This window comes from Inquilinus ginsengisoli, from assembly GCF_050434925.1.
Taxonomy (GTDB): domain Bacteria; phylum Pseudomonadota; class Alphaproteobacteria; order DSM-16000; family Inquilinaceae; genus Inquilinus; species Inquilinus ginsengisoli_B.
Genome location: NZ_JBNDJK010000001.1, coordinates 5,298,226 through 5,319,886, shown reverse-complemented (window position 1 = coordinate 5,319,886; position 21,661 = coordinate 5,298,226). Strand labels below are relative to the sequence as shown.

The 21,661-nt window shown below is 70.0% G+C and carries 24 protein-coding genes; 10 read left to right on the top strand and 14 right to left on the bottom strand.

Going from position 1 to position 21,661, the window contains the following annotated elements; translation table 11 throughout:
• Window positions 1–31 precede the first annotated feature (31 nt).
• The 5 genes from QFZ27_RS25330 to QFZ27_RS25310 are packed head-to-tail and all read right to left on the bottom strand — an operon-like array spanning window position 32 to window position 4,111.
• Entirely contained in the window at window positions 32–739 is a 708-nt protein-coding gene (locus QFZ27_RS25330; RefSeq protein WP_429229236.1) for a fumarylacetoacetate hydrolase family protein, read from the bottom strand.
• Window positions 736–1,494 (bottom strand): ABC transporter permease, encoded by a 759-nt coding sequence (locus QFZ27_RS25325; RefSeq protein WP_429229235.1) that lies wholly within the window; start codon window positions 1,492–1,494, stop codon window positions 736–738. Before QFZ27_RS25325 ends, QFZ27_RS25330 begins: the two co-directional genes overlap by 4 nt.
• A gap of 6 nt (window positions 1,495–1,500) precedes the next feature.
• Window positions 1,501–2,316: an ABC transporter ATP-binding protein gene (locus QFZ27_RS25320; protein ID WP_429229234.1), complete on the bottom strand. Its 816-nt coding sequence runs from the start codon at window positions 2,314–2,316 to the stop codon at window positions 1,501–1,503.
• Window positions 2,313–3,116 carry an ABC transporter permease gene (locus tag QFZ27_RS25315; protein ID WP_429229233.1) on the bottom strand — a complete coding sequence of 268 codons (804 nt, stop codon included), beginning with the start codon at window positions 3,114–3,116 and terminating at the stop codon, window positions 2,313–2,315. Before QFZ27_RS25315 ends, QFZ27_RS25320 begins: the two co-directional genes overlap by 4 nt.
• Complete coding sequence (locus tag QFZ27_RS25310) at window positions 3,113–4,111, bottom strand: ABC transporter substrate-binding protein (RefSeq protein ID WP_429229232.1); 999 nt, start codon at window positions 4,109–4,111, stop codon at window positions 3,113–3,115. The genes QFZ27_RS25315 and QFZ27_RS25310 overlap by 4 nt, the downstream gene beginning before the upstream one ends.
• A gap of 176 nt (window positions 4,112–4,287) precedes the next feature.
• On the opposite strand from QFZ27_RS25310, the gene QFZ27_RS25305 reads away from it, so the two are divergent.
• Genes QFZ27_RS25305 through QFZ27_RS25295 form a run of 3 tightly spaced genes read left to right on the top strand, consistent with a single transcriptional unit; the run spans window position 4,288 to window position 7,067 of the window.
• Window positions 4,288–4,977 (top strand): FadR/GntR family transcriptional regulator, encoded by a 690-nt coding sequence (locus QFZ27_RS25305; protein WP_429232492.1) that lies wholly within the window; start codon window positions 4,288–4,290, stop codon window positions 4,975–4,977.
• Window positions 4,978–5,033: 56 nt separating this feature from the next.
• Window positions 5,034–6,260 (top strand): TIGR03862 family flavoprotein, encoded by a 1,227-nt coding sequence (locus tag QFZ27_RS25300; protein ID WP_429229231.1) that lies wholly within the window; start codon window positions 5,034–5,036, stop codon window positions 6,258–6,260.
• A gap of 39 nt (window positions 6,261–6,299) precedes the next feature.
• The gene (locus QFZ27_RS25295) at window positions 6,300–7,067 is read left to right on the top strand and encodes an enoyl-CoA hydratase-related protein (RefSeq protein WP_429229230.1); all 768 of its coding nucleotides are present in this window, start codon (window positions 6,300–6,302) and stop codon (window positions 7,065–7,067) included.
• A gap of 243 nt (window positions 7,068–7,310) precedes the next feature.
• Here the strand turns inward: QFZ27_RS25295 and QFZ27_RS25290 are convergent, their stop codons facing one another.
• Complete coding sequence (locus QFZ27_RS25290) at window positions 7,311–7,616, bottom strand: hypothetical protein (RefSeq protein ID WP_429229229.1); 306 nt, start codon at window positions 7,614–7,616, stop codon at window positions 7,311–7,313.
• 654 nt (window positions 7,617–8,270) lie between these two features.
• On the opposite strand from QFZ27_RS25290, the gene QFZ27_RS25285 reads away from it, so the two are divergent.
• A complete protein-coding gene (locus QFZ27_RS25285; protein WP_429229228.1) occupies window positions 8,271–9,008 on the top strand; it encodes a class I SAM-dependent methyltransferase in 738 nt (245 codons plus the stop codon).
• Between the two features lie 84 nt (window positions 9,009–9,092).
• Here the strand turns inward: QFZ27_RS25285 and rpmE are convergent, their stop codons facing one another.
• The 5 genes from rpmE to QFZ27_RS25260 all read right to left on the bottom strand — a co-directional run bounded on the left by rpmE (window position 9,093) and on the right by QFZ27_RS25260 (window position 12,112).
• Entirely contained in the window at window positions 9,093–9,320 is a 228-nt protein-coding gene (gene rpmE, locus QFZ27_RS25280; protein ID WP_429229227.1) for a 50S ribosomal protein L31, read from the bottom strand.
• Between the two features lie 71 nt (window positions 9,321–9,391).
• On the bottom strand, window positions 9,392–9,823 hold the full coding sequence (locus QFZ27_RS25275; protein WP_429229226.1) for an HIT domain-containing protein: 432 nt from the start codon (window positions 9,821–9,823) through the stop codon (window positions 9,392–9,394).
• The gene (locus QFZ27_RS25270; protein ID WP_429229225.1) at window positions 9,820–10,611 is read right to left on the bottom strand and encodes an SDR family NAD(P)-dependent oxidoreductase; all 792 of its coding nucleotides are present in this window, start codon (window positions 10,609–10,611) and stop codon (window positions 9,820–9,822) included. The genes QFZ27_RS25275 and QFZ27_RS25270 overlap by 4 nt, the downstream gene beginning before the upstream one ends.
• Before the next feature lie 38 nt (window positions 10,612–10,649).
• Complete coding sequence (locus QFZ27_RS25265) at window positions 10,650–11,555, bottom strand: phosphotransferase family protein (protein ID WP_429229224.1); 906 nt, start codon at window positions 11,553–11,555, stop codon at window positions 10,650–10,652.
• Window positions 11,543–12,112: a P-loop NTPase family protein gene (locus QFZ27_RS25260; RefSeq protein WP_429229223.1), complete on the bottom strand. Its 570-nt coding sequence runs from the start codon at window positions 12,110–12,112 to the stop codon at window positions 11,543–11,545. Before QFZ27_RS25260 ends, QFZ27_RS25265 begins: the two co-directional genes overlap by 13 nt.
• Window positions 12,113–12,207: 95 nt before the next feature.
• Here QFZ27_RS25260 and QFZ27_RS25255 point away from each other — a divergent pair, with 95 nt between their 5' ends.
• Window positions 12,208–12,957: an HAD family hydrolase gene (locus tag QFZ27_RS25255; RefSeq protein WP_429229222.1), complete on the top strand. Its 750-nt coding sequence runs from the start codon at window positions 12,208–12,210 to the stop codon at window positions 12,955–12,957.
• On the opposite strand, the gene QFZ27_RS25250 is transcribed toward QFZ27_RS25255, so the two are convergent.
• The 3 genes from QFZ27_RS25250 to QFZ27_RS25240 are packed head-to-tail and all read right to left on the bottom strand — an operon-like array spanning window position 12,899 to window position 14,771.
• Complete coding sequence (locus QFZ27_RS25250) at window positions 12,899–13,684, bottom strand: inositol monophosphatase family protein (RefSeq protein WP_429229221.1); 786 nt, start codon at window positions 13,682–13,684, stop codon at window positions 12,899–12,901. The two genes, QFZ27_RS25255 and QFZ27_RS25250, sit on opposite strands and share 59 nt — an antisense overlap.
• 31 nt (window positions 13,685–13,715) lie before the next feature.
• Complete coding sequence (locus QFZ27_RS25245) at window positions 13,716–14,033, bottom strand: antibiotic biosynthesis monooxygenase family protein (RefSeq protein WP_429229220.1); 318 nt, start codon at window positions 14,031–14,033, stop codon at window positions 13,716–13,718.
• A gap of 12 nt (window positions 14,034–14,045) precedes the next feature.
• Window positions 14,046–14,771, bottom strand: coding sequence for a GntR family transcriptional regulator (locus tag QFZ27_RS25240; RefSeq protein WP_429229219.1), 726 nt, complete (start codon window positions 14,769–14,771; stop codon window positions 14,046–14,048).
• A 175-nt stretch (window positions 14,772–14,946) separates the two neighbouring features.
• Here QFZ27_RS25240 and manD point away from each other — a divergent pair, with 175 nt between their 5' ends.
• The 5 genes from manD (at window position 14,947) to QFZ27_RS25215 (ending at window position 21,277) form a co-directional block, all read left to right on the top strand.
• Window positions 14,947–16,155 (top strand): D-mannonate dehydratase ManD, encoded by a 1,209-nt coding sequence (manD, locus tag QFZ27_RS25235; protein ID WP_429229218.1) that lies wholly within the window; start codon window positions 14,947–14,949, stop codon window positions 16,153–16,155.
• A gap of 46 nt (window positions 16,156–16,201) precedes the next feature.
• Window positions 16,202–17,539, top strand: a complete 1,338-nt coding sequence (locus QFZ27_RS25230; RefSeq protein ID WP_429229217.1) for an MFS transporter — start codon at window positions 16,202–16,204, stop codon at window positions 17,537–17,539.
• 10 nt (window positions 17,540–17,549) lie between these two features.
• Window positions 17,550–18,587 (top strand): L-idonate 5-dehydrogenase, encoded by a 1,038-nt coding sequence (locus QFZ27_RS25225; protein WP_429229216.1) that lies wholly within the window; start codon window positions 17,550–17,552, stop codon window positions 18,585–18,587.
• 170 nt (window positions 18,588–18,757) lie between these two features.
• Window positions 18,758–20,047, top strand: a complete 1,290-nt coding sequence (locus QFZ27_RS25220) for an MFS transporter (protein WP_429229215.1) — start codon at window positions 18,758–18,760, stop codon at window positions 20,045–20,047.
• A gap of 96 nt (window positions 20,048–20,143) precedes the next feature.
• The gene (locus tag QFZ27_RS25215; protein WP_429229214.1) at window positions 20,144–21,277 is read left to right on the top strand and encodes a cytochrome P450; all 1,134 of its coding nucleotides are present in this window, start codon (window positions 20,144–20,146) and stop codon (window positions 21,275–21,277) included.
• The last annotated feature ends 384 nt before the right edge of the window (window positions 21,278–21,661 follow it).

The following is a 21,661-nucleotide window of genomic DNA, read 5'->3' as shown; positions in this document are numbered from 1 at the left end:
GTCCGCCCCCCCGCGGACCCGACCGCCCCGGTCAGACCACCGCCACCCGGATCTCGCCGACGCCGTCGACGTGGCCGACCATCTCATCGCCGCGGACCACCGCCCCGACCCCGGCGGGTGTGCCGGAGAAGATCAGGTCGCCCGGCTGCAGCTCGAACAGGCCGGAGAGGTAGGAGATCATCTCCGGCACCTTCCAGATCATCTGTTTCAGGTCGCCCTCCTGCCGCCGCTGGCCGTTGACGTCGAGCCAGACGGTGCCGGCGGCGGGATGACCGATCTCCGCGACCATCCGGATCGGGCCGCAGGGCGCCGAATGCTCGAACGCCTTGCCGACCTCCCAGGGCCGTCCGAGCTTCTTGGCCTCGCCCTGCAGGTCGCGCCGGGTCATGTCGAGCCCGACGGCATAGCCGTAGACATGGTCGAGCGCGCTCTCGAGCGGGATGTCGCGGCCGCCGGATTTCAGCGCCACCACCAGCTCGACCTCGTGGTGCACGTCGGAGGTTGCCGACGGATAGGGGAAGCGGCCGTCGGTGCGCAGGTTGGACGGGTTCTTCTGGAAGAAGAACGGCGGCTCGCGGTCCGGGTCGTGCCCCATCTCCACCGCATGCGCCGCGTAGTTGCGGCCGACGCAGTAGACGCGGTGCACCGGGAACAGCCGGCCGGTGCCGAGCACGGGCAGCGCCCGGACGGGCGGCGGGGCGATGACGAACTCCGGTGTCCCGGGCGTGGCCATATTCATGACTGTCGTACTCCTGCGTAATAGGCGATGCGGTGCTCGAGCCGGGAAACCAGCCCCGAGAGGAGAAGCGCGAAGGCGAAGAGGACCAGGGTCAGGGCCCAGAACTCGGCCATCAGGAAGTTGCGGGAATAGAGCTCGAACAGCGCCCCGAAGCCGATGATCGAGACCAGCAGCTGCCCGACCACCACGCCTTTGACGCCGCGGATCAGCCCGACCCGGATGCCGGCCAGGATCTCCGGCAGTGCGGCCAGCAGCAGAATCCGGCTGGCGGTCTGCCAGCGCGTCGCGCCGAAGGAATGCGCCATCTCCACCAGCGAGGGCGGCACGTGCCGGATGCCGGCGCGGGTGTCGAGCGCGATGATCCAGACGGCGAACAGGAAGACCGTCACCACGACGGTCGCGGTGCCCATGCCGAACAGCAGCATGATCACCGGCACCAGGGCCGACAGCGGCGCGCTGACGAACAGGTTGACCCACATGCCGGCAAACTGGTCGACCGCCGTGAAGCGTCCCATCAGCGCACCGAGCGGCACGCCGACGAGGATGGCGAGCGCCATGCCGAGGACGAAGCTGACGACCGTGATCAGGGCGGCGTCGAGGAAGGTTTGCGTCGGCACCACGGTGAACAGCGCCGCGACGACCTCGGTGAAGGGCGGGAACAGCAGGACGAGGCCGAGCCGGCCGACGACCTCCCAGGCCAGGGCCCAGAGGAGCAGCGACGCCATCATCGGGATGCGGTGGCCGAAGACGGTCATGACCCCCTACTCCACATAGCGCCGCAGGCCGCGCCAGATGTCCTCGACCGTGTCGATATAGTCCGGGTCGCGGCGGATCTCGTCGGGCGTGCCCTGGCGCGAGATCTCCGGCACCACGATCTCCGACACCCGGCCGGGCCGCGGTGACAAGAGGACGATGCGGTCGGAGAGATAGACCGCCTCCTCGATCGAATGGGTGACGACGATGAAGGTCTTGCGCTCCTCGCGGCATAGCGCCAGCAGGTCCTCCTGGAACTTGCGCCGGGTCTGCTCGTCGACGGCGCTGAACGGCTCGTCCATCAGCAGCACCTCGGCGTCGACCGCGAGCGCCCGGGCCAGGCCGACGCGCTGGCGCATGCCGCCGGACAGCTGGTGCGGATAGCGGTCCTCGAAGCCGGCGAGGCCGACCCGGGCGATGTGGCGGCGGGCCGTCTCCTCGCGCTCGGCCTTAGGTGTGCCCTTCAGCTCCAGGCCGAAGCCGACGTTGCGCAGCACCGTGGCCCAGGGCATCAGGGCGAAGTCCTGGAACACGAAGGCGCGGTCCGGCCCCGGGCCCGAGACAGGGCGGCCGCGGACCAGCACCTCGCCGGCGGTCGGCTGCATCAGCCCGGCGATGATCTTCAAGAGCGTGGTCTTGCCGCAGCCGGACGGGCCCAGCAGGCTGGTCAGCTCGCCGGTGCGGAAGGCCAGGGAGACGCTGTCCAGCGCCACGACCTGGGTGCCGTAGCGCTTGACGATGCCGCGCACCTCGACCGCATGCTCGGCCGGCTCGACCTCTACATCGTTCCGGGGCAACGGCACGGCGGCGCTGCTCTTGCTCATGGCTGTCCTCGCTTTTCCGGCCGGAACAGGGCGATCTCGAGCCGCTGCAGCGTCCCCACGGTCACCGCGGCGAAGAGAATGATGGAGGCGATGGTGGCGTACATCTCCGGATAGTCGGCGACCGAGCGGTGATAGGTGATCAGGTCGCCGATCCCGGTCGGGGTGATCAGCAGCTCGGCCAGGACCACGCCGATGAAGCCGGCCGAGATGCCGAGCCTGAGGCCGGCGAAGATCATCGGGCTGGCGTCCGGAATCACGATCTTGCGCACGATCTGGCGCCGGGTGGCCATGAAGGACCGCGCCATATCGACCAACGACGGCCCGACATGGCGCACCGCCTGGTAGCTGTTCAGCACGATCACCGGCAGGGCCAGCATGACCACGGCGACGACCTTGGCGGTCAGGCCGATGCCGTAGACGAAGGTGGTCAGCGGGATCAGCGCCGCCATCGGCGCCGCCTGCATGACGATGAAGATCGGCGCCCCGGCCCATTCCAGGCTGCGGTTCAGCCCCATGGCGACGCCGCAGCCGATCCCGACGACGGCGGAGATGACGAGGCCGAGCAGCAGCGGCTGCAGCGTGTCGAGATAGGCCGTCGCCAGGCTGCCATCCGCGACCAGCCGCCAGAAGGCCGCGGCGGTGGCGCCGAACGAGGGCAGCGCGTAGTTGACCGGGATCCGGCCCGCGATCTCCCACCCGCCGCACAGCACGACGATCGAGGCGAGGCGCCAGAACAGCGGGTCGGCGGCCAGGGCGGAGAGGACACTCGCTCTCTGCCCGGTTTCGGCGACGACCGTCACTTCCGGCCGACCTTGTCCAGCGCCTTGTTCAGCGGCGTGAAGGTCCAGAAATCCTCGACCTTGAGCGCGGCCGGGTCGCCCTGCAGCTGGCCGGCGACGGCGTAGAAGGCGAAATCGTCCTTCACCGCAGCCTCGTCGCCGCCGTTCAGCGGATACATGCCGGCGGCGACGGAGTCCTGGTAGAACGGCACGATCTCGGGCTCGAGCTCGGCCGGCAGGTCGGCCAGCAGCTTGTAGTTTTTGCGCAGGTCCCCGACGACGGCCGGGTTGGCGGCGATCTCGCGCCAGGTGTTCAGCAGCTCCTCGGCCAGGATGCCGGCGGCCTCGGCATTGTTCTCCAGGAATTCGGTGTTGGCGAACAGCGCCTCGTCGCTGGCGTTGACCTCGCCGACCTCCAGCAGCTTGAACTTGCCGCCGCCCTTCTCCTGCAGCAGGCGCCAGCCGGCGGAATCGACGATCGTGGCCTTGACCGCGCCCTGCAGCAGGGCCCCGGTGCGGACCTCCGAGCCCGGCACATAGCTGACCTTGCCGTATTTGATGCCGCTGCGCTGGGCCATCAGCATCATGATCGCCTCGGTGCCGGAGCCGCGGGAATGTACCGCCACCTCCTGGCCGTCCAGGTCCTTCCAGTCCTTATAGAACTCGGTGTTCACCACCGGGTAGAAGCGCAGCGTGCTCATCTGGAAGAACAGGCGGATCGGCGCCCCGACCTTCTGCAGCAGCGCATAGGGCGTGCCGACGCCGATATCGGCCTGGCCGCTGACCACGGCCTGGGCGGCGATGTCCTCGGATTTGAAGAAGGTCAGCTCGACCGGGACGCCGCGGGCGCGGGTGCGCTCGATCGCGATCAGGAAGTTCAGGCTCTCGACCGACGGGATGTCGCCGAAGGCGATCCGGACCGGATCCGCGGCCTTGGCGGACAAGGGCATCGCCAGCAGCAGGGCGAACACAAGACCGGCGGCGCGGCGGGTGAATCGGGTGGCAAGGCACGGCATGGCTCTCTCCTCCCCTTGCATCGGCGGGCTTTGTGCCCGCGCTTTGACCAATGTCGGAATTATTCTTTAACCAATTAAATATTGGTTAGCAGCCCAGGGATTTTCGGTCAATCCTCGACTTGACCGTGCAGGCCGAAATTCGCTAAGCCTGAACCAATATGGAAATTGGTTTGACCATGTCGCTCGACCACGACCAAGGCCAGGGGGCCCTCACCCAACTCCGCGCCTATCTCGCCCAGCAGGCCCTGCCCTCCGACGGCAGGCTGCCGCCGGAGCGCGAGCTGTGCGAGACCCTGGGCCTGTCCCGCGGCGAGCTGCGCAAGGGTCTGGCGGCGCTGGAGGCCGAGGGGCAGATCTGGCGCCATGTCGGCAAGGGCACCTTCCTGGGGCCCCGCCCACTCGAGGAGGTCGACGACGCCGCCGCGATCGCGTCGCGCACCTCCCCCGCCGCGGTGATGCGGGCGCGGTTGCTGGTCGAGCCGCAGATCGCGCAGGAGGCGGCGCTGCACGCCTCGGCCGACGACCTGCGCAAGCTGCGCCTGGTCATCGCCAAGACCCGCACGGCGGAAAGCTGGCGGCAATACGAGACGCTCGACAACCAGCTGCATCGCCTGATCGCCGAGGCGACCCGCAACACCGTGCTGGTGGCGCTGTTCGACCTGCTGAACACGGTGCGGCGGACTGTGGTCTGGGGCCGCTTGCGCGCCGACATCCCGCGGCCGCCGGCCGACCACCACAGCTTCGCCGAGCATGACGCCATCGTCGACGCCATCGCCGAGCGCGACCTGGAGGCGGCGGGGCGGGCCATGCGCCGGCATTTGCGCTCGGTCGAACGCAAGCTGATCGAGGCACATCACGACGATTGAGCGGCCGGCGCGGAACAGGACTCGCCAATCCGGCGCAGGCTGCTAGGGTCCGCGCCATGTCGCAAACCATCACCATCATCGGCGGCGGCCCTGCCGGGCTGATCGCAGCGCAGCGCCTGGCCGAGGCCGGGCGGCGCGTCACCGTCTACGACCGCATGCCGACAGTCGGGCGCAAGTTCCTGATGGCCGGGCGCGGCGGGCTGAACCTGACCCATTCCGAGCCGCTCGACCGCTTCGTCACCCGCTATGGCGCGGCACAGGGCTGGATCGAGCCGCTGGTCCGCGCCTTCACGCCCGAGGACCTGCAGGCCTGGAGCCGGGATCTCGGCGTACCGACCTTCATCGGCTCCAGTGGCCGGGTGTTCCCGGAGAGCCTGAAGGCCTCGCCTCTGCTCCGTGCTTGGCTCGGCCGGCTGGCGCAGCTCGGCGTCGAGGTTCGGACCCGGCATGACTGGATCGGCCTCACCGACGGCAACCGGCCGCTGCTGCGCGGGCCGGACGGGGAGTTCGAGGCCGGGGCCGACGCCACCATCCTGGCGCTGGGCGGCGCCAGCTGGCCGCGGCTGGGCGGCGACGGCGGCTGGGCGCCGATCCTGGCGGCGCGCGGCGTCGACATCGCGCCGCTGCTTCCGGCCAATTCCGGCGTCGAGATCGCCTGGTCGCCCCATCTGCGCGACCGCTTCGCCGGCACGCCGGTGAAGCGCATCGCCCTGACCTTCGCCGGCCGCATTGTGCGCGGCGAGGCGGTGATCGCCGCCACCGGCCTGGAAGGCGGCGCCGTCTACGCGCTCGGGCCCGGGCTGCGCCAGGCGATCGCGCGGGATGGCGGCGCGGTGCTGACGCTGGACCTGCGGCCGGACATGACAACGGTCGAGATCGCCGACCGGCTGTCGCACACCGGCAGCAGCGACAGCGTCCCGAACCGGCTGCGCCGAGCCCTGTCGCTGACCGGCCCGGCCTATTCCCTGCTGCGAGAGGGCTTCGCCGCCGACGCGCTGGCGACCCCGGAGGCCATGGCCGCCGCGATCAAGGCGATCCCGCTCCGCATCACCGGCCTCCGGCCGCTCGCCCGCGCCATTTCCACGGCCGGCGGCATCCGCCTCGACGCCCTGACCCCTGAGCTGGAACTGAAGGCCCTGCCCGGCATCTTCGCCTGCGGCGAGATGCTGGACTGGGAGGCGCCGACCGGCGGCTTCCTGCTGCAGGGCTGCTTCGCCACCGGCGTCGCCGCCGCCCGCGGGCTGGTCGGGTCATCCCGCCTCGACACACCCAGTCACAACTGACTAGCCTGCGCCTCTCTCACATCGTGGAAGGATAACGCCATGGCCGACCCGGTTCTGACCGGCAACACGGGCTCGGTCGTGACGATCCGGCTCAACCGGCCGGAGAAGAAGAACGCGATCAACCGCGCCATGTACGAGGCGCTGACGGCCGCGCTGCGTGCTGCGGCCACGGCCCGGTCGGTCCGCGTCGTCATTCTCCGGGGTGGCGACGACTTCTCCGCCGGCAACGACATCGCGGATTTCCTCGCCAGCGGCAAACCGGCCGGGATGCAGCCGGTGCTGGACTTTCTCGATGTCCTGGCCGGCTTTCCCAAGCCGCTGATCGCCGGGGTGCGTGGCGCCGCGATCGGCATCGGCACCACCATGCTGCTGCATTGCGACGTGGTGCTGGCCACGCCCTCGGCCCGGTTCCAGCTACCCTTCGTCCAGCTCGGCCTGGTGCCGGAGGCCGCCTCCACCCTGCTCCTGCCTGCAGCCGTCGGCCGGCTGAAGGCCGCCTGGTGGCTGCTGACCGGCGAGGGCTTCGACGCCGAGGCCGCATTGGCGGCGGGGCTGATCACCAAGACCGTCGCCGAGACCGCGCTCGACGCCGAGCTCAACGCCCTGGCCGCGCGCCTTGCCGCCATGCCACCCGCCGCTGTCCGCCAGACCAAGGCGCTGCTGCAGGCGCCGCACCGCAACGCCGTGCGCGAGGCCATGACCCTGGAGGTCGAGGCCTTCGGCGCCCAGCTCAAATCCGCCGAGGCCAAGGAGGCCTTCACCGCCTTCATGGAGAAGCGGAAGCCGGATTTCAGCCGATTCGAGTGATACCTACCGACTCCCCATCCCCTTCCTCGTCATGGCGAGCGAAGCGTGCCATCCAGACTTGCCGCCGGAATGACAGCGGCACCGGCATCGGGTAGGAGGGGGTCTCGCGGCACCCCTCCTCCCACACCACCGTGCGTACGGTTCCGTACACGGCGGTTCATGGAGCGTGGAGTAGGCGCTGATGCTCTTTGAGGAGCGAGATCAGCCCGAGGTTGTCGAAGAAGGATTTCCGGAAGGCGTCGTTCATGTGGGAAGCCCCGGCGTTCCACCAGGGTTCCCGCCGCCGGGCTTGGGGATCTCCACCCCGCGCACCGGCGCCGGCCGGTATCGGCCCGTCAACAGGTCCTCCCTGATGCGCGACCAATGCTCCTCCAGGTGGGACCACGGCTGGCCGACGGTCATCCTGTCGATGCCCGGCGCCCCTCTGTTGGCCTTCACCCTGCAGTAGGCCGTCATCAGGTTCTCGCGGCTGAGAATTCGCTCCATCAGTCGCTCATCCGCCTCCGGTCGCGAGGGCTCCGGCTCTGCCGTGACGTTTGCCGCACCCATGGCGTACTCTCGCGGCTTCCGGCCGCTACCCTCCGCCCGGGCACCGGGCATCCCAGCCCGGTCTTCTGCGTCTGCTCTCGTCATCGAAGGGCCCACCTCCGTCCGGCACTCCATGTTCGGCCCTTCGCCGCCTGGTCGCGGCTCCTATGGCCTCTGCTGACTTCTGCCGCCCCATCCCGGCGCCTCTCGACGCCGGTAGCTCACCTGTCGCCAGGGGCAGCGCGGCAGACCTCCCAGGGTAAGACGCGTGACCTTCGAGCCATCCACCTGCCGCATATACTCCCGCACCCTCCGGGTGATATCGGGCTTCGGGTCCAGCGGCCCCCTCGCCCGGATGCGGTTGCCTCAGATGCGGTTCCTGTTCGTCAGGCCGGCACTTTGCCTACAGCTTCCTTCACACCCCGCCTCGCAACGACGCCCTTGCTGTTCAGCTATCGGTTCCCATCACCAGGGCCCGAGGCAGGACTCTCACCTCCAAGTCATCGGCCGGATACCACCCCGGCCGAACAGAGCCTCTCGGCTCATACGCGCCATGCCTGGCGCACCACTGGATGGCCTCGCCCCTGCGGGGCTCGCCATGACGGCTCTATATTTCGGCCGGTGGTATGAGATGCAAAAAGCTGACCCGTATCGGGAGGACCGACAACGGAGACCATGGTGGACCGACTCTATGACGACCCGGATCTGGCCGGCTTCTACGACATCGAGAACGTCTGGTCGTCGGACCAGGATTATTGCCGGTCGCTGGCGGCGGGCTGCGCCTTCGTGCTCGACCTCGGCTGCGGCACCGGCTGGCTGGCGGCGGAACTGGCGGGCGAGCGCACCGTGTTCGGCGTCGACCCGGCGGAGGCCATGCTGGACGTCGCCCGCGCCCGCCCCGGCGGCGACCGGGTGAGCTGGGTCCGGGGCGACGGCCGCAGCGTCCGGCTGGGCCGGCGCTTCGACCTGATCGTGCTGACCGGCCACGCCTTCCAGGTGTTCCTGACACCGGACGACCAGCTGGCGGCGCTGCGGACCATCGCGGCGCATCTGGCGCCGGGCGGCCGGTTCATCTTCGACAGTCGAAATCCGGCGATCGAGGAATGGCGGGAGTGGACGCCGGCGGAGTCGGCCCGGCAGATCGAGCATCCCCGCTTCGGCCCGGTCGATGCCTGGAACGATGTCGAGCACGACCCGGCCACCGGCATCGTCACCTATGGCACCTTCTACCGGATCGTCGCCGACGGCCGGGTACTGTCCTCACGCTCGCGCATCGCCTTCCCGCCGCGCGACCAGCTCGAGCGGTTGATCGGCGAGGCCGGGCTGGCGGTCGACACCTGGCTGGGCGACTGGACCGGCGCCCCCTGGACGTCGTTGTCGCGCGACGTCATCCCGCTGGGCCGGCTGGCCTGAAAGCGCGCATGCGAAAAGCCGGCCTCCTCGCGGGGGCCAGCTCGCACACCAGCATCGGCAGGCGCCCCGCAGGGCGCCGCGCGATCAGGACTTCTTCAGGCCGAACGCCTCGAAGCGCCGGTTGAACTTGGCGACCTGGCCGCCACGATCCACCAGCTTCTGCACGCCGGTCCAGGCCGGGTGCGACTTCGGGTCGATGTCGAGACGGAGGGTGTCGCCCTCCTTGCCGTAGGTGCTGCGAGTCTTGAACTCGGTCCCGTCGGTCATCACGACGTTGATTTCATGGTACTGGGGATGGATATCGGTCTTCATGGCCGGCGGCTCCGCACAAACGAGGGGGCCGTATACGCGACCCTGCCGCGGATTGCAAGAACGCGCAGGACTCAGGTCGACTCCTCGAGCACCGTCCCCAGCCTGGCCAGCAACGCCTCGGCCTCGCCGGGGCCGTAGGGCTCAGCGGTGCCGGCGCCCCAGACCGGTCCCGGCCAGGCGGCATCGCCCGGCTGCCGCGCCAGGACATGGACATGCAACTGCGGCACGACGTTGCCGAGCGCGCCGATGTTGATCTTCATCGCCGGGAACACCGCGGCCAGGGCGCAGGCCGCCAGCATGGTCTCCTGGTGCAGCGCCGCCTGGTCCTCCGGCGCCAAAGCGTGCCACTCCACCGCCTTGGCCCGGCGCGGCACCAGCAGCAGCCAGGGGAAGCGGCGGTCGTTCATCAACCGCACCTGCGACAGCGACCAGTCGCGCCACGGCAGGGTCGAGGCCGCGATCCGCGAGTCGAGGGCGAAGCCGGAATCCTTCGCGGCGCTCATGACGGCAGCCCGGTTCGGCGCCGCAGCTCCGGGTCGCGGATGCTGAGCTCCTGCCCGACCAGGTCCTGCGCCTCGGGGCTGCACAGCCAGGCGATGACCCGGGCCGGATGCTCCGGCGGCGCATGCGCCTCGCGCGGCATCTTGCTGACCGGGTTGATGCCGGAGGCGCGGATCTCGCCCTGCATGCCGGTGTCGACCGTGCCGGGGCGGAAGCCGAAGGCGCGGATGCCCTGGTCGCCATACTCCAGGTGCAGCGACCGGGTCAGCATCGCCAGCCCGGCCTTGCCGGCGCAATACGCGCTCCAGCCCTCATAGGCGTTCTCGGCGGCGCCGGAGCTGACATTGATCATCGTGCCGCCGCCGGACGCGATCATGCCCGGTAGCACCGCCCGCAGCACGGCGTAGGCGCCGAGCAGGTTGACCGTGACATTGCGGGCCCAGTCGGCGGGGTCGCAGTCAAGGATCCGGCCGATCGGCCCGACCATGCCGGCATTGTTGACCAGGATGGTCGGCGCGCCCAGCGCCTCGGTGGCCTGGCGCAGCAGCGTGCCCGTCCAGGCAACGTCGCCGATGTCGCCGGCGATGGCGACGGCCCGGCCGCCGGAGTCGCGCAGCTCGCGGGCGATGCCGTCGATCTCCCCGGCCGAGCGGGCGGTCAGCGCCACCGCCGCGCCTCGCGCCGCCAGCGCCCGTGCCGCCGCGGCGCCGATGCCGCGGCTGGCCCCGGTGACCAGGGCCACCTCTCCGTCCAGGCGGGGCCCATCGAGGCGGGCGTCAGCTTCGGTCATAGATCCTCCCTTCAAGTCATGCATCTGCCCCACACCGGTCAGAGCACGGCGTCGACGGCCTTCCGGACCCAGGCCAGGTCCTCAGCCAGCGTCCGCCCGCAGTGCCGCACATCGGAGGCTACGCCCCGGCGAAAGGTCAGATAACAGATCGCGCTGGCGGCGTTGTACAGCCGGACGCGCCGGCGGTCGATGCTGCGGCCTATCGCCGGCTCATAGGCTGCGATCGCCGCCTCCAGCAGGTCCTCGCGATCATGGTCGAAGACGAAGTACCGGAAATCATGATGGCGGTCGTCCCAGGCGGCGCCGTCATAGTCGAAGACGCCCAGCAGATCGGCCGTGACTGGGTCCACCGCGATGTTGTGCACGCCGAGGTCGCCATGCACCAGGACACGGTCGCCATCGGGAACATCGAGCGCTTCCCGGATGTCCAGCACCCGGTCGATCCGAGTCAGAAGCAAGGAATCGTCGGCGACCTCGGGGAGGCGCTCGCGGATCCAGTCGACCGGCTCCGGCCAGGGAACGCGATCCGGCAGCCAGCCCGCGACATCGGACCGCGCAATTTGGCTGTGCTGCTCCGCCAGGATCAAACCAAGGGCGTGTCCCAGTCGTCTGGCGACGGCAGGATCATTGGCAATGCGCCCATACAGGGCGAAGGGATCGCAGAGACCGGGCACCGCCGCGCGCAGATCGAAGCCGTTCTCGGCTTCGTAAAGAATTCGCGGCACCCGGAAGCGGCAGCGCTCGGCCAGGAGCCGGAGCAGCCGGCGGTCCGCGGCCAACCGGACCCGGCCCCGCGCGTTCGCCGGAAACCACGCCATGCGGTCGCCGGGCAGCCGGACCAGCCAGCGATCCTCGCGCGCATCGAGCGTGATCTCCTCCGGCCGAAGACTCAGACCGGCCTCACGCAGCGCCGCACAAACCTCCGCTGGGTTCAGCCGCGCCACGCCTGGCCCTCGCGCACCCGGACGGCCAGCACTCGGCGCACCCGGTCTTCCACGGTGGTGTCGCCCTCGATCCGCAGCACCGGGCAGGGCAGCCGCGACAGCCAGGCCTCGTGTGCCTGGAGGTTGCGGCTGACCCGCGCGCCGGTGTCGTAGGCCTCGGCCCAGTCGAGGAAGGCCTGGTAGGTGACGTGCATCGCCCCGCCGGGCGCCAAGGCCTCGGCACCGTAGCGCTCGACCTCGCGGGCCCGCAGCCGCTGCATCCGCAGCACGGGCGGGATGAGGAGGAAGACGACCAGGTCGAATTGCGGGATCAGCGGGTCGCCCCAGCCGAGCAGCGATCCGCTCAACACCCAGTGATCCGTCCGGCCGAACCCCTCCTCCAGCAGCGCCAGCCGGTCGGGGATCGGCCGCTTCTCCCGGAACGGCGGATCGGTCGGCAGCCAGTAGACGTCGTCGGTGTCCAGGTGCAGCGCGCCGGTCTCGGCCGTCAACGCCCGGCCCAGCGTCGTGGTGCCGGAGCCGGCCGCGCCGGTGATGTGGATGCGCCTGGGCCTCATGGTCATCCTGTAGCCGCGTCTGCGACTTGCACATAGCGCAGCGGCATGATGTTGTCGCCCCGCCATTCCCTGCGCCTTCCTGCGACGAGTCTGCGATGCTGGTGATCTTCGACTGCGACGGCGTTCTGATCGATTCGGAAGTGATCTTCTGCGCCATCGATTCCGAGGCGCTGGCCCGGCTGGGCCACACCGTGGCGCCCGCCGAGATCGCCCGGCGCTTCTGCGGCACGCCGCACCACGTGGCCTGGAGCACGCTGGCGGCGGAGTTCGGCTTCACCGTCGAGGACAGCATCATCGAGGAGATCAAGGCCGAGAGCGCCCGGCGCTTCGTCACCGAGCTGCGCGCCATCCCCGGCGCCGCCGAGGCGATCGCGGCCGCTTTCGACCTGGGCCATCCGCCCTGCGTCGCCTCCTCCACCGGCCTGCCCAATCTGCGCCGCAACCTGGAGACGGCCGGGCTGCTGCCGCTGGTCGACCCGCATGTGTTCTCGGCCAGCCAGGTGAAGCGCGGCAAGCCGGCGCCGGACGTGTTCCTCTACGCCGCCTCGCAGATGGGCGCTGACCCGGCCGACTGCCTGGTGATCGAGGATTCGATCCACGGCGTCACCGCCGCCCGCCGGGCCGGGATGAAGGTGGTCGGCTTCACCGGCGGCGGCCATGCCGACCCCGAGCTGGCGCAGCGACTCAGGGCCGCCGGCGCCGGCCGCAGCTTCGCGACCATGACGGAGATCGCGGCCTGGCTGGCGGCGGGGACGCCGCCGCCGCGCTACAGCCTGGGCGACGCGCTCAGGCCAGCGCCCGGAGCTGGCGCGCCAGGTCCGCGACGCCCGGCGCCGCGGCGGTGACCGGGCCGCTCTGCGCCCCGCTCTCGATGAAGTCGTCGGTGACGCCGCCTGCCTCCTGCACCAGCACCAGCCCGGCCATCACGTCCCAGGCATTGGTGTGGGCGGCGGCGTAGCCGTCGAAGCGGCCATCGGCGACATAGGCCAGCGACATCGCCGATGAGCCGAGCCGCCGGTATTCCGCGCCATGGGTCAGGATGTGGCCGACCTGCCGGACATGCTCTTCGATTTTGCGGCCCGGCGAATAGCCGACGCCGATCACGGCCGTCTCCGGCCGCGCCGTGGCGTTGACCGCGATCGGCGCGCCGTTGCGGGTGGCGCCCTGCCCCGCCACGGCGCTGTACAGCTCGTCCCGCACCGGCTCGTAGATCACGCCGAGCGCAGGCTTGCCGTCGATGGTGGCGCCGATCGAGACGCACCAGACCGGCCGGTCGCGCAGGAAGTTCGCCGTGCCGTCGATCGGGTCCAGTCCCCAGACGATGCGGGCGCCCTCGCGGTCCAGCCCGAACTCCTCGCCCAACACGGCGTGGTCGGGGAAGATCTCCTTGAGCCGGCCGCGGATCAGGGTCTCGACCGCCTTGTCGACCGCGGTGACGAAGTCCTGCGGGCCCTTGGCCTCGATCGCGAGGTCCCGGTGCTCGGCCAGATGGGCCCGGGCCAGCCGGCCGCCGGCCCGGGCCAGCGCCTCGGCCACGATCCGCATCAGGGCGAGGGTCTGTCGATCGCTCACCGGATACTCCTGTTTCCTCGGAAGGCCGCGATCATCCGGGACCCGGCCCCTCCTCGACAACAGTGTAGTGGTTGACCCTGCCATCGAACCGGATCAGCGCCGCGACGGCGGCCGGCTCTACCACCGCCTGCTCCGGATCGTCGCCGGCGAAGGCACGGATCGCGTCCATCGATTCCCAGCGGGTCTGCACCATGAACTCGATCTCGCCGGGTGGGTCATGGCGCAGCAGCGACGCGCCGTGGAAGCCGGCGATGCCGCGCAGCGCCGGCAATACCGCGCCGCGGAAATGTTCGGGATAGGCCGACGGGTTGGACGGCGCGGCCCAGCCGCGCCAGACTCGGACGATCATTTTCAGCCTCCTTCAGGCATCGAGCTCGAACAGCTCCGGCCGCCGCTCGGCGATCGGGCCCAGCGACGACAGGATCTCGCGCAGGTGCCGGCGCATCGCCGCCTCGGCGGCGTCAGGGTCATGCGCCCGCAGTCCGGCCACGATCTCCTCATGCTGCGCGATCAGCATCTCCAGCGGCGAGACGTCGGGCAGGCTGAGATAGCGCACCCGGTCCATCTGCGCCTTCATGTTCTCGATCGTGCTCCAGGCCGGCAGGCAGTCGATCGCCTCGATGATCAGGCGGTGGAAGCCTTCGTCCAGCGCCAGGAAGCCGGCATGGTCGTGGCGGCGGGCCGCGTCGTGCTGTGCCTCCAGGCTGCGGTCCAGCCGCTGCAGCGCCCGGTCGTCGATGCTCTCGGCCGCGAGGCGCACCACCGCCGCCTCCACCGCCTCGCGTATGAAGCGCCCCTGCTCGACCTGGCGGCGCGAGATCTTGCGCACCCGGGTGCCGCGCTGCGGCAGCACCTGCAGCAGCCCGGCCTCGACCAGCTTGATGAAGGCCTCGCGCACCGGCTGGCGCGACACGCCGAACATCTCCGACCCGTCCTTCTCGGACAGCGCGGTGCCGGGCGGCAGCAGGCCGGTGATGATCGCCTGGCGCAGCCCCTCATAGACCTGCCGGCCGATCGGCCCCTCGCCCCCCAGGGAGATGTGCCCTGGCAATGTCCTGGGCTCGTCCGCCCTCCGTCGTCCGGCCATGCGCCCTCCCGTTTCGGCTCGTTGGCTCCCAGCATACAGGGGATCGCCCGGCGGGGTAGCGCACGACGAACGATCATCGCCATACTTGTATGGTGATTAAAGTTGCGCTATGGGTCGTGTCGCTTCCCGCCGCGCAAAAGCGGCGATGGACAAGCCAGCCGGGAGAAAACGCGCCATGAAGATCGTCCGCGCCGATGTCATCGTCACCTGCCCCGGGCGCAACTTCGTCACGCTGAAGCTGGTGACCGACGAGGGCGTCTACGGCATCGGCGACGCCACGCTGAACGGGCGCGAGCTGGCGGTGACCAGCTATCTCCGCGACCATGTCTGCCCCCTCCTCGTCGGGCGCGACCCGCACCGCATCGAGGACATCTGGCAGTACCTGTACAAGGGCGCCTATTGGCGCCGCGGCCCGGTGACGATGAGCGCGATCGCCGCCGTCGACATGGCACTGTGGGACATCAAGGCCAAGGTCGCCGGGCTGCCGCTGTACCAGCTGCTGGGCGGCGCGTCCCGCGACGGCGTGATGGTCTACAGCCACGCCACCGGCCGCGACATTCCGGAGACGCTGGACCGCTACGCCGCCTATCAGGAGAAGGGCTACAAGGCGATCCGCGTGCAGTGCGGCGTGCCCGGCATGGCCTCGGTCTACGGCGTTGCCAAGGGCGGTGACTCCTATGAGCCAGCGACCAAGGGCTGGCCCGAGGAGCAGGGCTGGTCGACCGAGAAGTACCTGAACTACGTGCCGAAGCTGTTCGAGGCGGTGCGCGACAAATTCGGCTTCGACGGCCATCTGCTGCACGACGTGCACCACCGGCTGACCCCGATCGAGGCGGCGCGGCTGGGCAAGGCGGTCGAGCCCTATGCCCTGTTCTGGCTGGAGGACCCGGTCGCGGCCGAGAACCAGGAGGCCTACCGCCTGATCCGGCAGCACACCACCACCCCGATCGCGGTCGGCGAGGTGTTCAACAGCATCTGGGACTGCAAGCTGCTGATCGAGGAGCAGCTGATCGACTACATCCGGGCGACGCTGACCCATGCCGGCGGCATCACCCATCTGCGCCGGATCGCCGATTTCGCTGCCCTGCACCATGTCCGCACCGGCTGCCACGGCCCGTCCGACCTGTCGCCGGTGTGCATGGGCGCCGCGCTGCATTTCGACCTGTGGGTGCCGAATTTCGGCGTCCAGGAATATATGGGCTACCCCGAGCCGGCGCTGGAGGTGTTCCCGCACGCCTGGTCGTTCACGCACGGCTACATGCATCCCGGCGAGGTCCCAGGCCACGGCGTCGACATCGACGAAAAGCTGGCCGCCCGCTTCCCCTACGACCCCGCCTACCTGCCGGTGGCGCGGCTCGAGGACGGCACCCTGACCAACTGGTAGCCCCATCGATCGAAGAGGCCGCGGACGGCCCGCACGGGAGGAGAGGATGGAAGAGCAGAAGGCCATCGGGGCGACATCGCCGGCGATGATGCGGCGGATCGCGATCGCGTCATGCATCGGCACCACGGTCGAGTGGTACGATTTCTTCATCTACGCCACCGCCTCGGCGCTGGTGTTCAACAAGCTGTTCTTCCCCACCGACGACCCGCTGGTGGGATCGCTGGTGGCGCTCGGCACCTATGCTGCCGGCTTTTTCGCCCGGCCGCTGGGCGGCCTGCTGTTCGGCGCCATCGGCGACCGTTACGGCCGCAAGCAGGCGCTGGTCATCACCCTCCTGATCGTCGGCATCGCCACCTTCGTCATCGGCCTGATGCCGACCTACAACGAGATCGGCATCTGGGCGCCGCTGACCCTGCTGTTCATCCGGCTGCTGCACGGCTTCGGCATCGGCGGCGAGCAGGGCAACGCCATCCTGATCATGTGCGAGCACGCGCCGTCGCGCGCCCGTGGCTTCTTCGGATCCTGGGTGCAGATCGGCGCGCCGGCCGGCTTCGTGCTGCCGCTCGGCATCTTCGCGATCCTGACATCCACGATGTCGGAGGAGACGTTCCTGAGCTGGGGCTGGCGCATCCCGTTCCTGCTCAGCATCCTCCTGGTCGGTGTCGGCCTCTACATTCGCCTGCAGCTGACCGAATCGCCGCTGTTCCTGGAGATGCGGAAACGCCGGGCGGAGGATGCGCATCCGCTGGTCGAGGTGCTGCGCAGCCATCGCCGGTCGCTGGTGCTGGGCTGCGGCAGCAAGCTGGCCGAGAGCATCGCCTTCACCAGCTTCGCCGTGCTGATCGTCGCCTATGCCACCAGCCGCGGCATCGACCGGCCGACCATGACCACGGCGATGCTGGTCGCCATCCTGCTGGAGCTGGTGACCCTGCCGCTGTTCGGCGCGCTGTCGGACCGGATCGGCCGCAAGCCGGTCTATCTGTTCGGCGCCGCCTGCGTGCTGATCGCGACCTTCCCGGTCTTCGGCCTGGTCTATGCCCGGATGGACGGGCTGGTCTGGATCGGCCTGGTCGCCGCACTCGCCCTCGGCCACAGCGCCATGTACGGGCCGCAGGCCGCCTTCTATTCCGAGCTGTTCCCGACCAAGGTGCGCGCCAGCGGCGTGTCCTTCGTGCAGCAGATCGGCGCCTTGATCGGGTCGGCCGGCACGCTGGCGGCCGGCTGGCTGCTGGAGGTCGGCGACGGCACGCCGTGGTATCTGTGCGCCTATATCGCGCTGGGCTGCATCATCACCCTGCTCTGCGCCCGGGCGCTGCCGGAGACGGCGCCGCGCCTGTCGCGCAGCGAGGACCTGATCGGCGCGCCTGCCGCCGCCCATAGCTGAGGAGATCGCCATGTTCGCCGCCGTGCTGCACCAAGCGAAGGATCTGCGGATCGAGGACCGCGAGCCGCCGCCGCTCGCCGCCGGCGAGGTCAAGGTGCGGTTCCGCGCCGGCGGCATCTGTGGCTCCGACCTGGCCTATTACTCCAAGGGCAAGACCGGCGACTTCCATCTGCGCGAGCCGCTGATCCTCGGCCATGAGATGGCCGGCGAGGTTGCGGAGGTGGCGCCCGACGTCGAGGGCCTGACCATCGGCCAGCCGGTCGCGGTCAACCCCAGCCGGTCCTGCGGCCGCTGCGATTACTGCATGGCGGGGCTGGAGAACCAGTGCCTGAACATGCGGTTCCTGGGCAGCGCCTCGATCTTCCCGCACATGCAGGGCGCCTTCCGCGAGTACCTGGTCGTGCCGGCGCGGCAATGCGTGCCGGTGCCGGAGCATGTCAGCTTCGCCGAGGCGTCGATGGCGGAGCCGCTGGCGGTATCGCTGCACGCCGTCCGCCGCGCCGGCCCGCTGCTGGGCGAGGAGGTGCTGATCGTCGGCTGCGGCCCGATCGGCGCGCTGGTGCTGCTGGTGGCGCGCCAGGCCGGCGCCCGCCGCATCACCGTGGTCGACCTGGCCGAGAAAGCGCGCGAGACGGCGCTGGGCCTCGGCGCCGACGAGGCCGTCGACGGCCGGGACGAGGAGCGCATCGCGGCGTGGAGCCGGAACCGCGGCCGCTTCGGCGTGGTGATCGAGGCGTCCGGTGCCCCGGCCGGGCTGGACACCGCCCTGCGCGCCGCCCGTGCCCGCGGCCGGGTGGTCCAGCTCGGCAACATGCCGGCCGGCCAGTCGCCGGTCTCGGCCAATCTCGTCATGTCGAAGGAGCTGGAGTATCGCGGCTCGTTCCGTTTCGCCGAGGAATACGCGCTGGCGGTCGAGATGATCGCGGGCCGGCGGATCGACCTGAAGCCCTTGATGACCCATCGCTTCCCGGTCCGCGACGCGGACCAGGCCTTCCAGGTCGCGCTCGACCGCAACCAGTCGATGAAGGTCCATCTGCTGGATCTTTAATACCGAAGAGAGCCGTCATTGCGAGGAGGCGAAGCTGACGAAGCAATCCATGCTTCCGCTCGAGCGGCCCTGGATTGCTTCCCCCGGCTCAAGGCCGGGGTCGCAATGACGATCCCTTCATAGGCTCTCCGGGTGTGAGCCGTCACCGCCCCGCAAGCGGAAGGAAAACCATGTTCAAAAGCGTTCGCTGGCTGATCGTCGGCCTGCTGTTCATCGCCGGCATGATCAACTATCTCGACCGCTCGGCTCTGTCGATCGCGGCGCCGCTGATCCAGCAGGATCTCGGCCTCGACCACGCCCAGATGGGCGTGATCTTCAGCAGCTTCTTCGCCGGCTATGCCGTGTTCAACTTCATCGGCGGCTGGCTGTCGGACCGGATCGGGCCGAAGGCGGTGTTCACCGGCGCCATGGGCATGTGGTCGCTGTTCTGCGGCCTCACGGCAGCGGCCACCGGCTTCGTCTCGATGATCGTGCTGCGCGTGCTGTTCGGCGTCGGCGAAGGGCCGCTGAGCTCGACCATGAGCAAGACGGTCAGCAACTGGTTCCCGCGGCGGGAGGCGGCGACGGCGATCGGCATCGTCAATTCCGGCACGCCGCTGGGCGGCGCCGTGGCCGGCCCGATCGTCGGCTACCTGGCCATCGCCTTCGGCTGGCGCCTGGCCTTCGTCATCATCATGCTGCTGGGTTTCGTCTGGCTGATGTTCTGGGTGCGGATGTCGACCGACCGCCCGGCCCAGCATCCGCGGATCAGCGACGCCGAGCGCCGGCTGATCGAGGACGGCCAGGCGAATATCGACACCGCCGCCCGCTTGCCGGCCCACGGCCTGGGCTTCTATCTGCGACAGCCGATCGTGCTGGCCACCGCCTTCGCCTTCTTCAGCTACAACTACGTGCTGTTCTTCTTCCTGACCTGGTTCCCGAGCTACCTGACCGAGGTGCACAAGCTCAGCCTCAAGGATATGAGCCTGGCCACGGTCATCCCCTGGCTGCTCGGCTTTCTGGGCCTGGCGCTGGGCGGCTTCGTCTCCGACCGGATCTTCCGGCTGACCGGCCGGGCGCTGCTGTCACGCAAGCTGGTGCTGATCGGCGGGCTCGGCGTCGCCGCGGTCGGCGTCGCCCTGGCCGGTGACGTGGCCGATGTCAGCAGCGCGGTGGCGCTGATGTCGGTGTCGATCTTCGGCCTGTACCTCACCGGGTCGATTTACTGGGCGGTGATCCAGGACGCGGTGCGCGGCGAGAATGTCGGCGGCGTCGGCGGCTTCATCCACTTCCTGGCCAATCTCGCCGGCATCATCGGGCCGGCGGTGACCGGCTTCATCATCCAGGCGACCGGCGGCGTCTACACCAGCGCCTTCGTACTGGCCGGCGGCCTGGCCGTGCTCGGCGCCGTGGCGTCGCTGGTCTTCATCCGCGAGCCGCGCGGCCGCACCGGCGGGATCGCGGTGGAGGGAGCCGAGTAGGCCTTACCTCCATCCTTCGACGGAGGCCGAAGCGACTTCGGCCTCCGGGCGGGATCGAACGGCTATGATGGCGGCCACTCCAGCCGAGGGCCGATCATGCAGCCGCCGAGCGATCCCGTCGCCGCCGTCACCCATCCCGATCCCTACTCCTACTATGTTGGGCTGCGGCAGCGGCCCTTCCATCGGGATGAGGCGCTCGGCCTGTGGGTCGCGGCCGGTGCCGAGACCGCCATGGCGGTCCTGGCCAGCGCCGCCTGCCGGGTCCGTCCACCGGCCGAGCCGGTGCCGCCGCCGCTGCGGGGCGGCGCCGTCGGCGACCTGTTCGGCCGGCTGGTGCGGATGACCGACGGCGACGCCCAGGCCCGGGCCAAGCGGGCGGTGGCGGCGGCGCTGGACGTCCCCGCCGAGACCGTCATGGTCGAGGCGCGGCGCTGGTCGGCCAGCCTGGCGGCCGAACGCGCCGGGCTCGACGCTTTCCTGTTCGCCCTGCCGATGCATGTCGTCGGCGCGCTGCTGGGATTCGCCCCGGACCAGTTGCCCGAGGTCGCTAGCCGGATGCGCGATGTGGTCGTCGCCATCACCCCCGGCGCCACGGCCGAGGCGATCGGGCGTGGCCATGAAGCAGCTACCGGAATGGTCGGCCTGACCGAGGCGCTGATCGGTTCTGCCGGAGGCGGCTTGGCTCGACGGCTGCACGATGCAGCGGAGCGCGAGGGCAGCGTCGATGCTGCCGTGGTCACCGCCAACGCCGTCGGCTTCCTGTTCCAGGCCCATGACGCCGGCGCCGGGCTGCTCGGCAATGCCATCCTCGCCCTCGGCGCCAGGCCGGAGCTGCGCCGCGCCGTGGCCGCGGATCGCACGCTGCTGCCCGGGCTGATGCAGGAGGTTCTGCGCTGCGACCCGCCGGCCCAGAACACCCGCCGCTTCGTCGCCGAGAACACGATGATTGCCGGCCAGTCGCTGCGCGCGGGCGATGCGATCCTGGTCGTCATCGCCGCCGCCAACCGCGACCCGGTGCTGAATCGCGATCCGGACCGCTTCGATGCCGCCCGGCCCGACTGGCGCCTGCTGACCTTCGGCCATGGCCGCCACGCCTGCCCGGGCGACGCCATCGCCGCCGCGATCGCCGTGGCCGGTCTCGACGTGCTGCTCGACCGGCTCACAGACTGGCCCGAGCGGCCGGCCGGCTACCGGCCGTCGCCGAACGTCCGGGTTCCGCGGTTCTCGTGAGCCCTGGCTCCGTCGCGCCCCCTTCCTGTCATTGCCGGGCTTGCCCCGGCAATCCAGACGGCCTCGACAGTCTCTGGATGCCCGGGTCAAGCCCGGGCATGACAGGTTTGGGCTGCAGAGGACTGCGCATTCGCTTGAACAACACTACCCGAACGCCTCGACCACCGCGTCGATGAAGCTGCGCAGCTTCGGGGTCGGGCGGCGGTCGGGGGGCGAACAGGATGTGCATCGGCCGTGAGGGCGGGTCGTAGCCCGGCAGCACCCGCACCAGACGGCCGGCGGCGATGTCGTCGCGCAGCAAGCCCTCCGGCTGCAGGATGATACCCCCTCCAGCGCCGCGCTGCGCAGCGCCTGGCCGCTGTTGACCGAGAAGCGGCCGTGGAC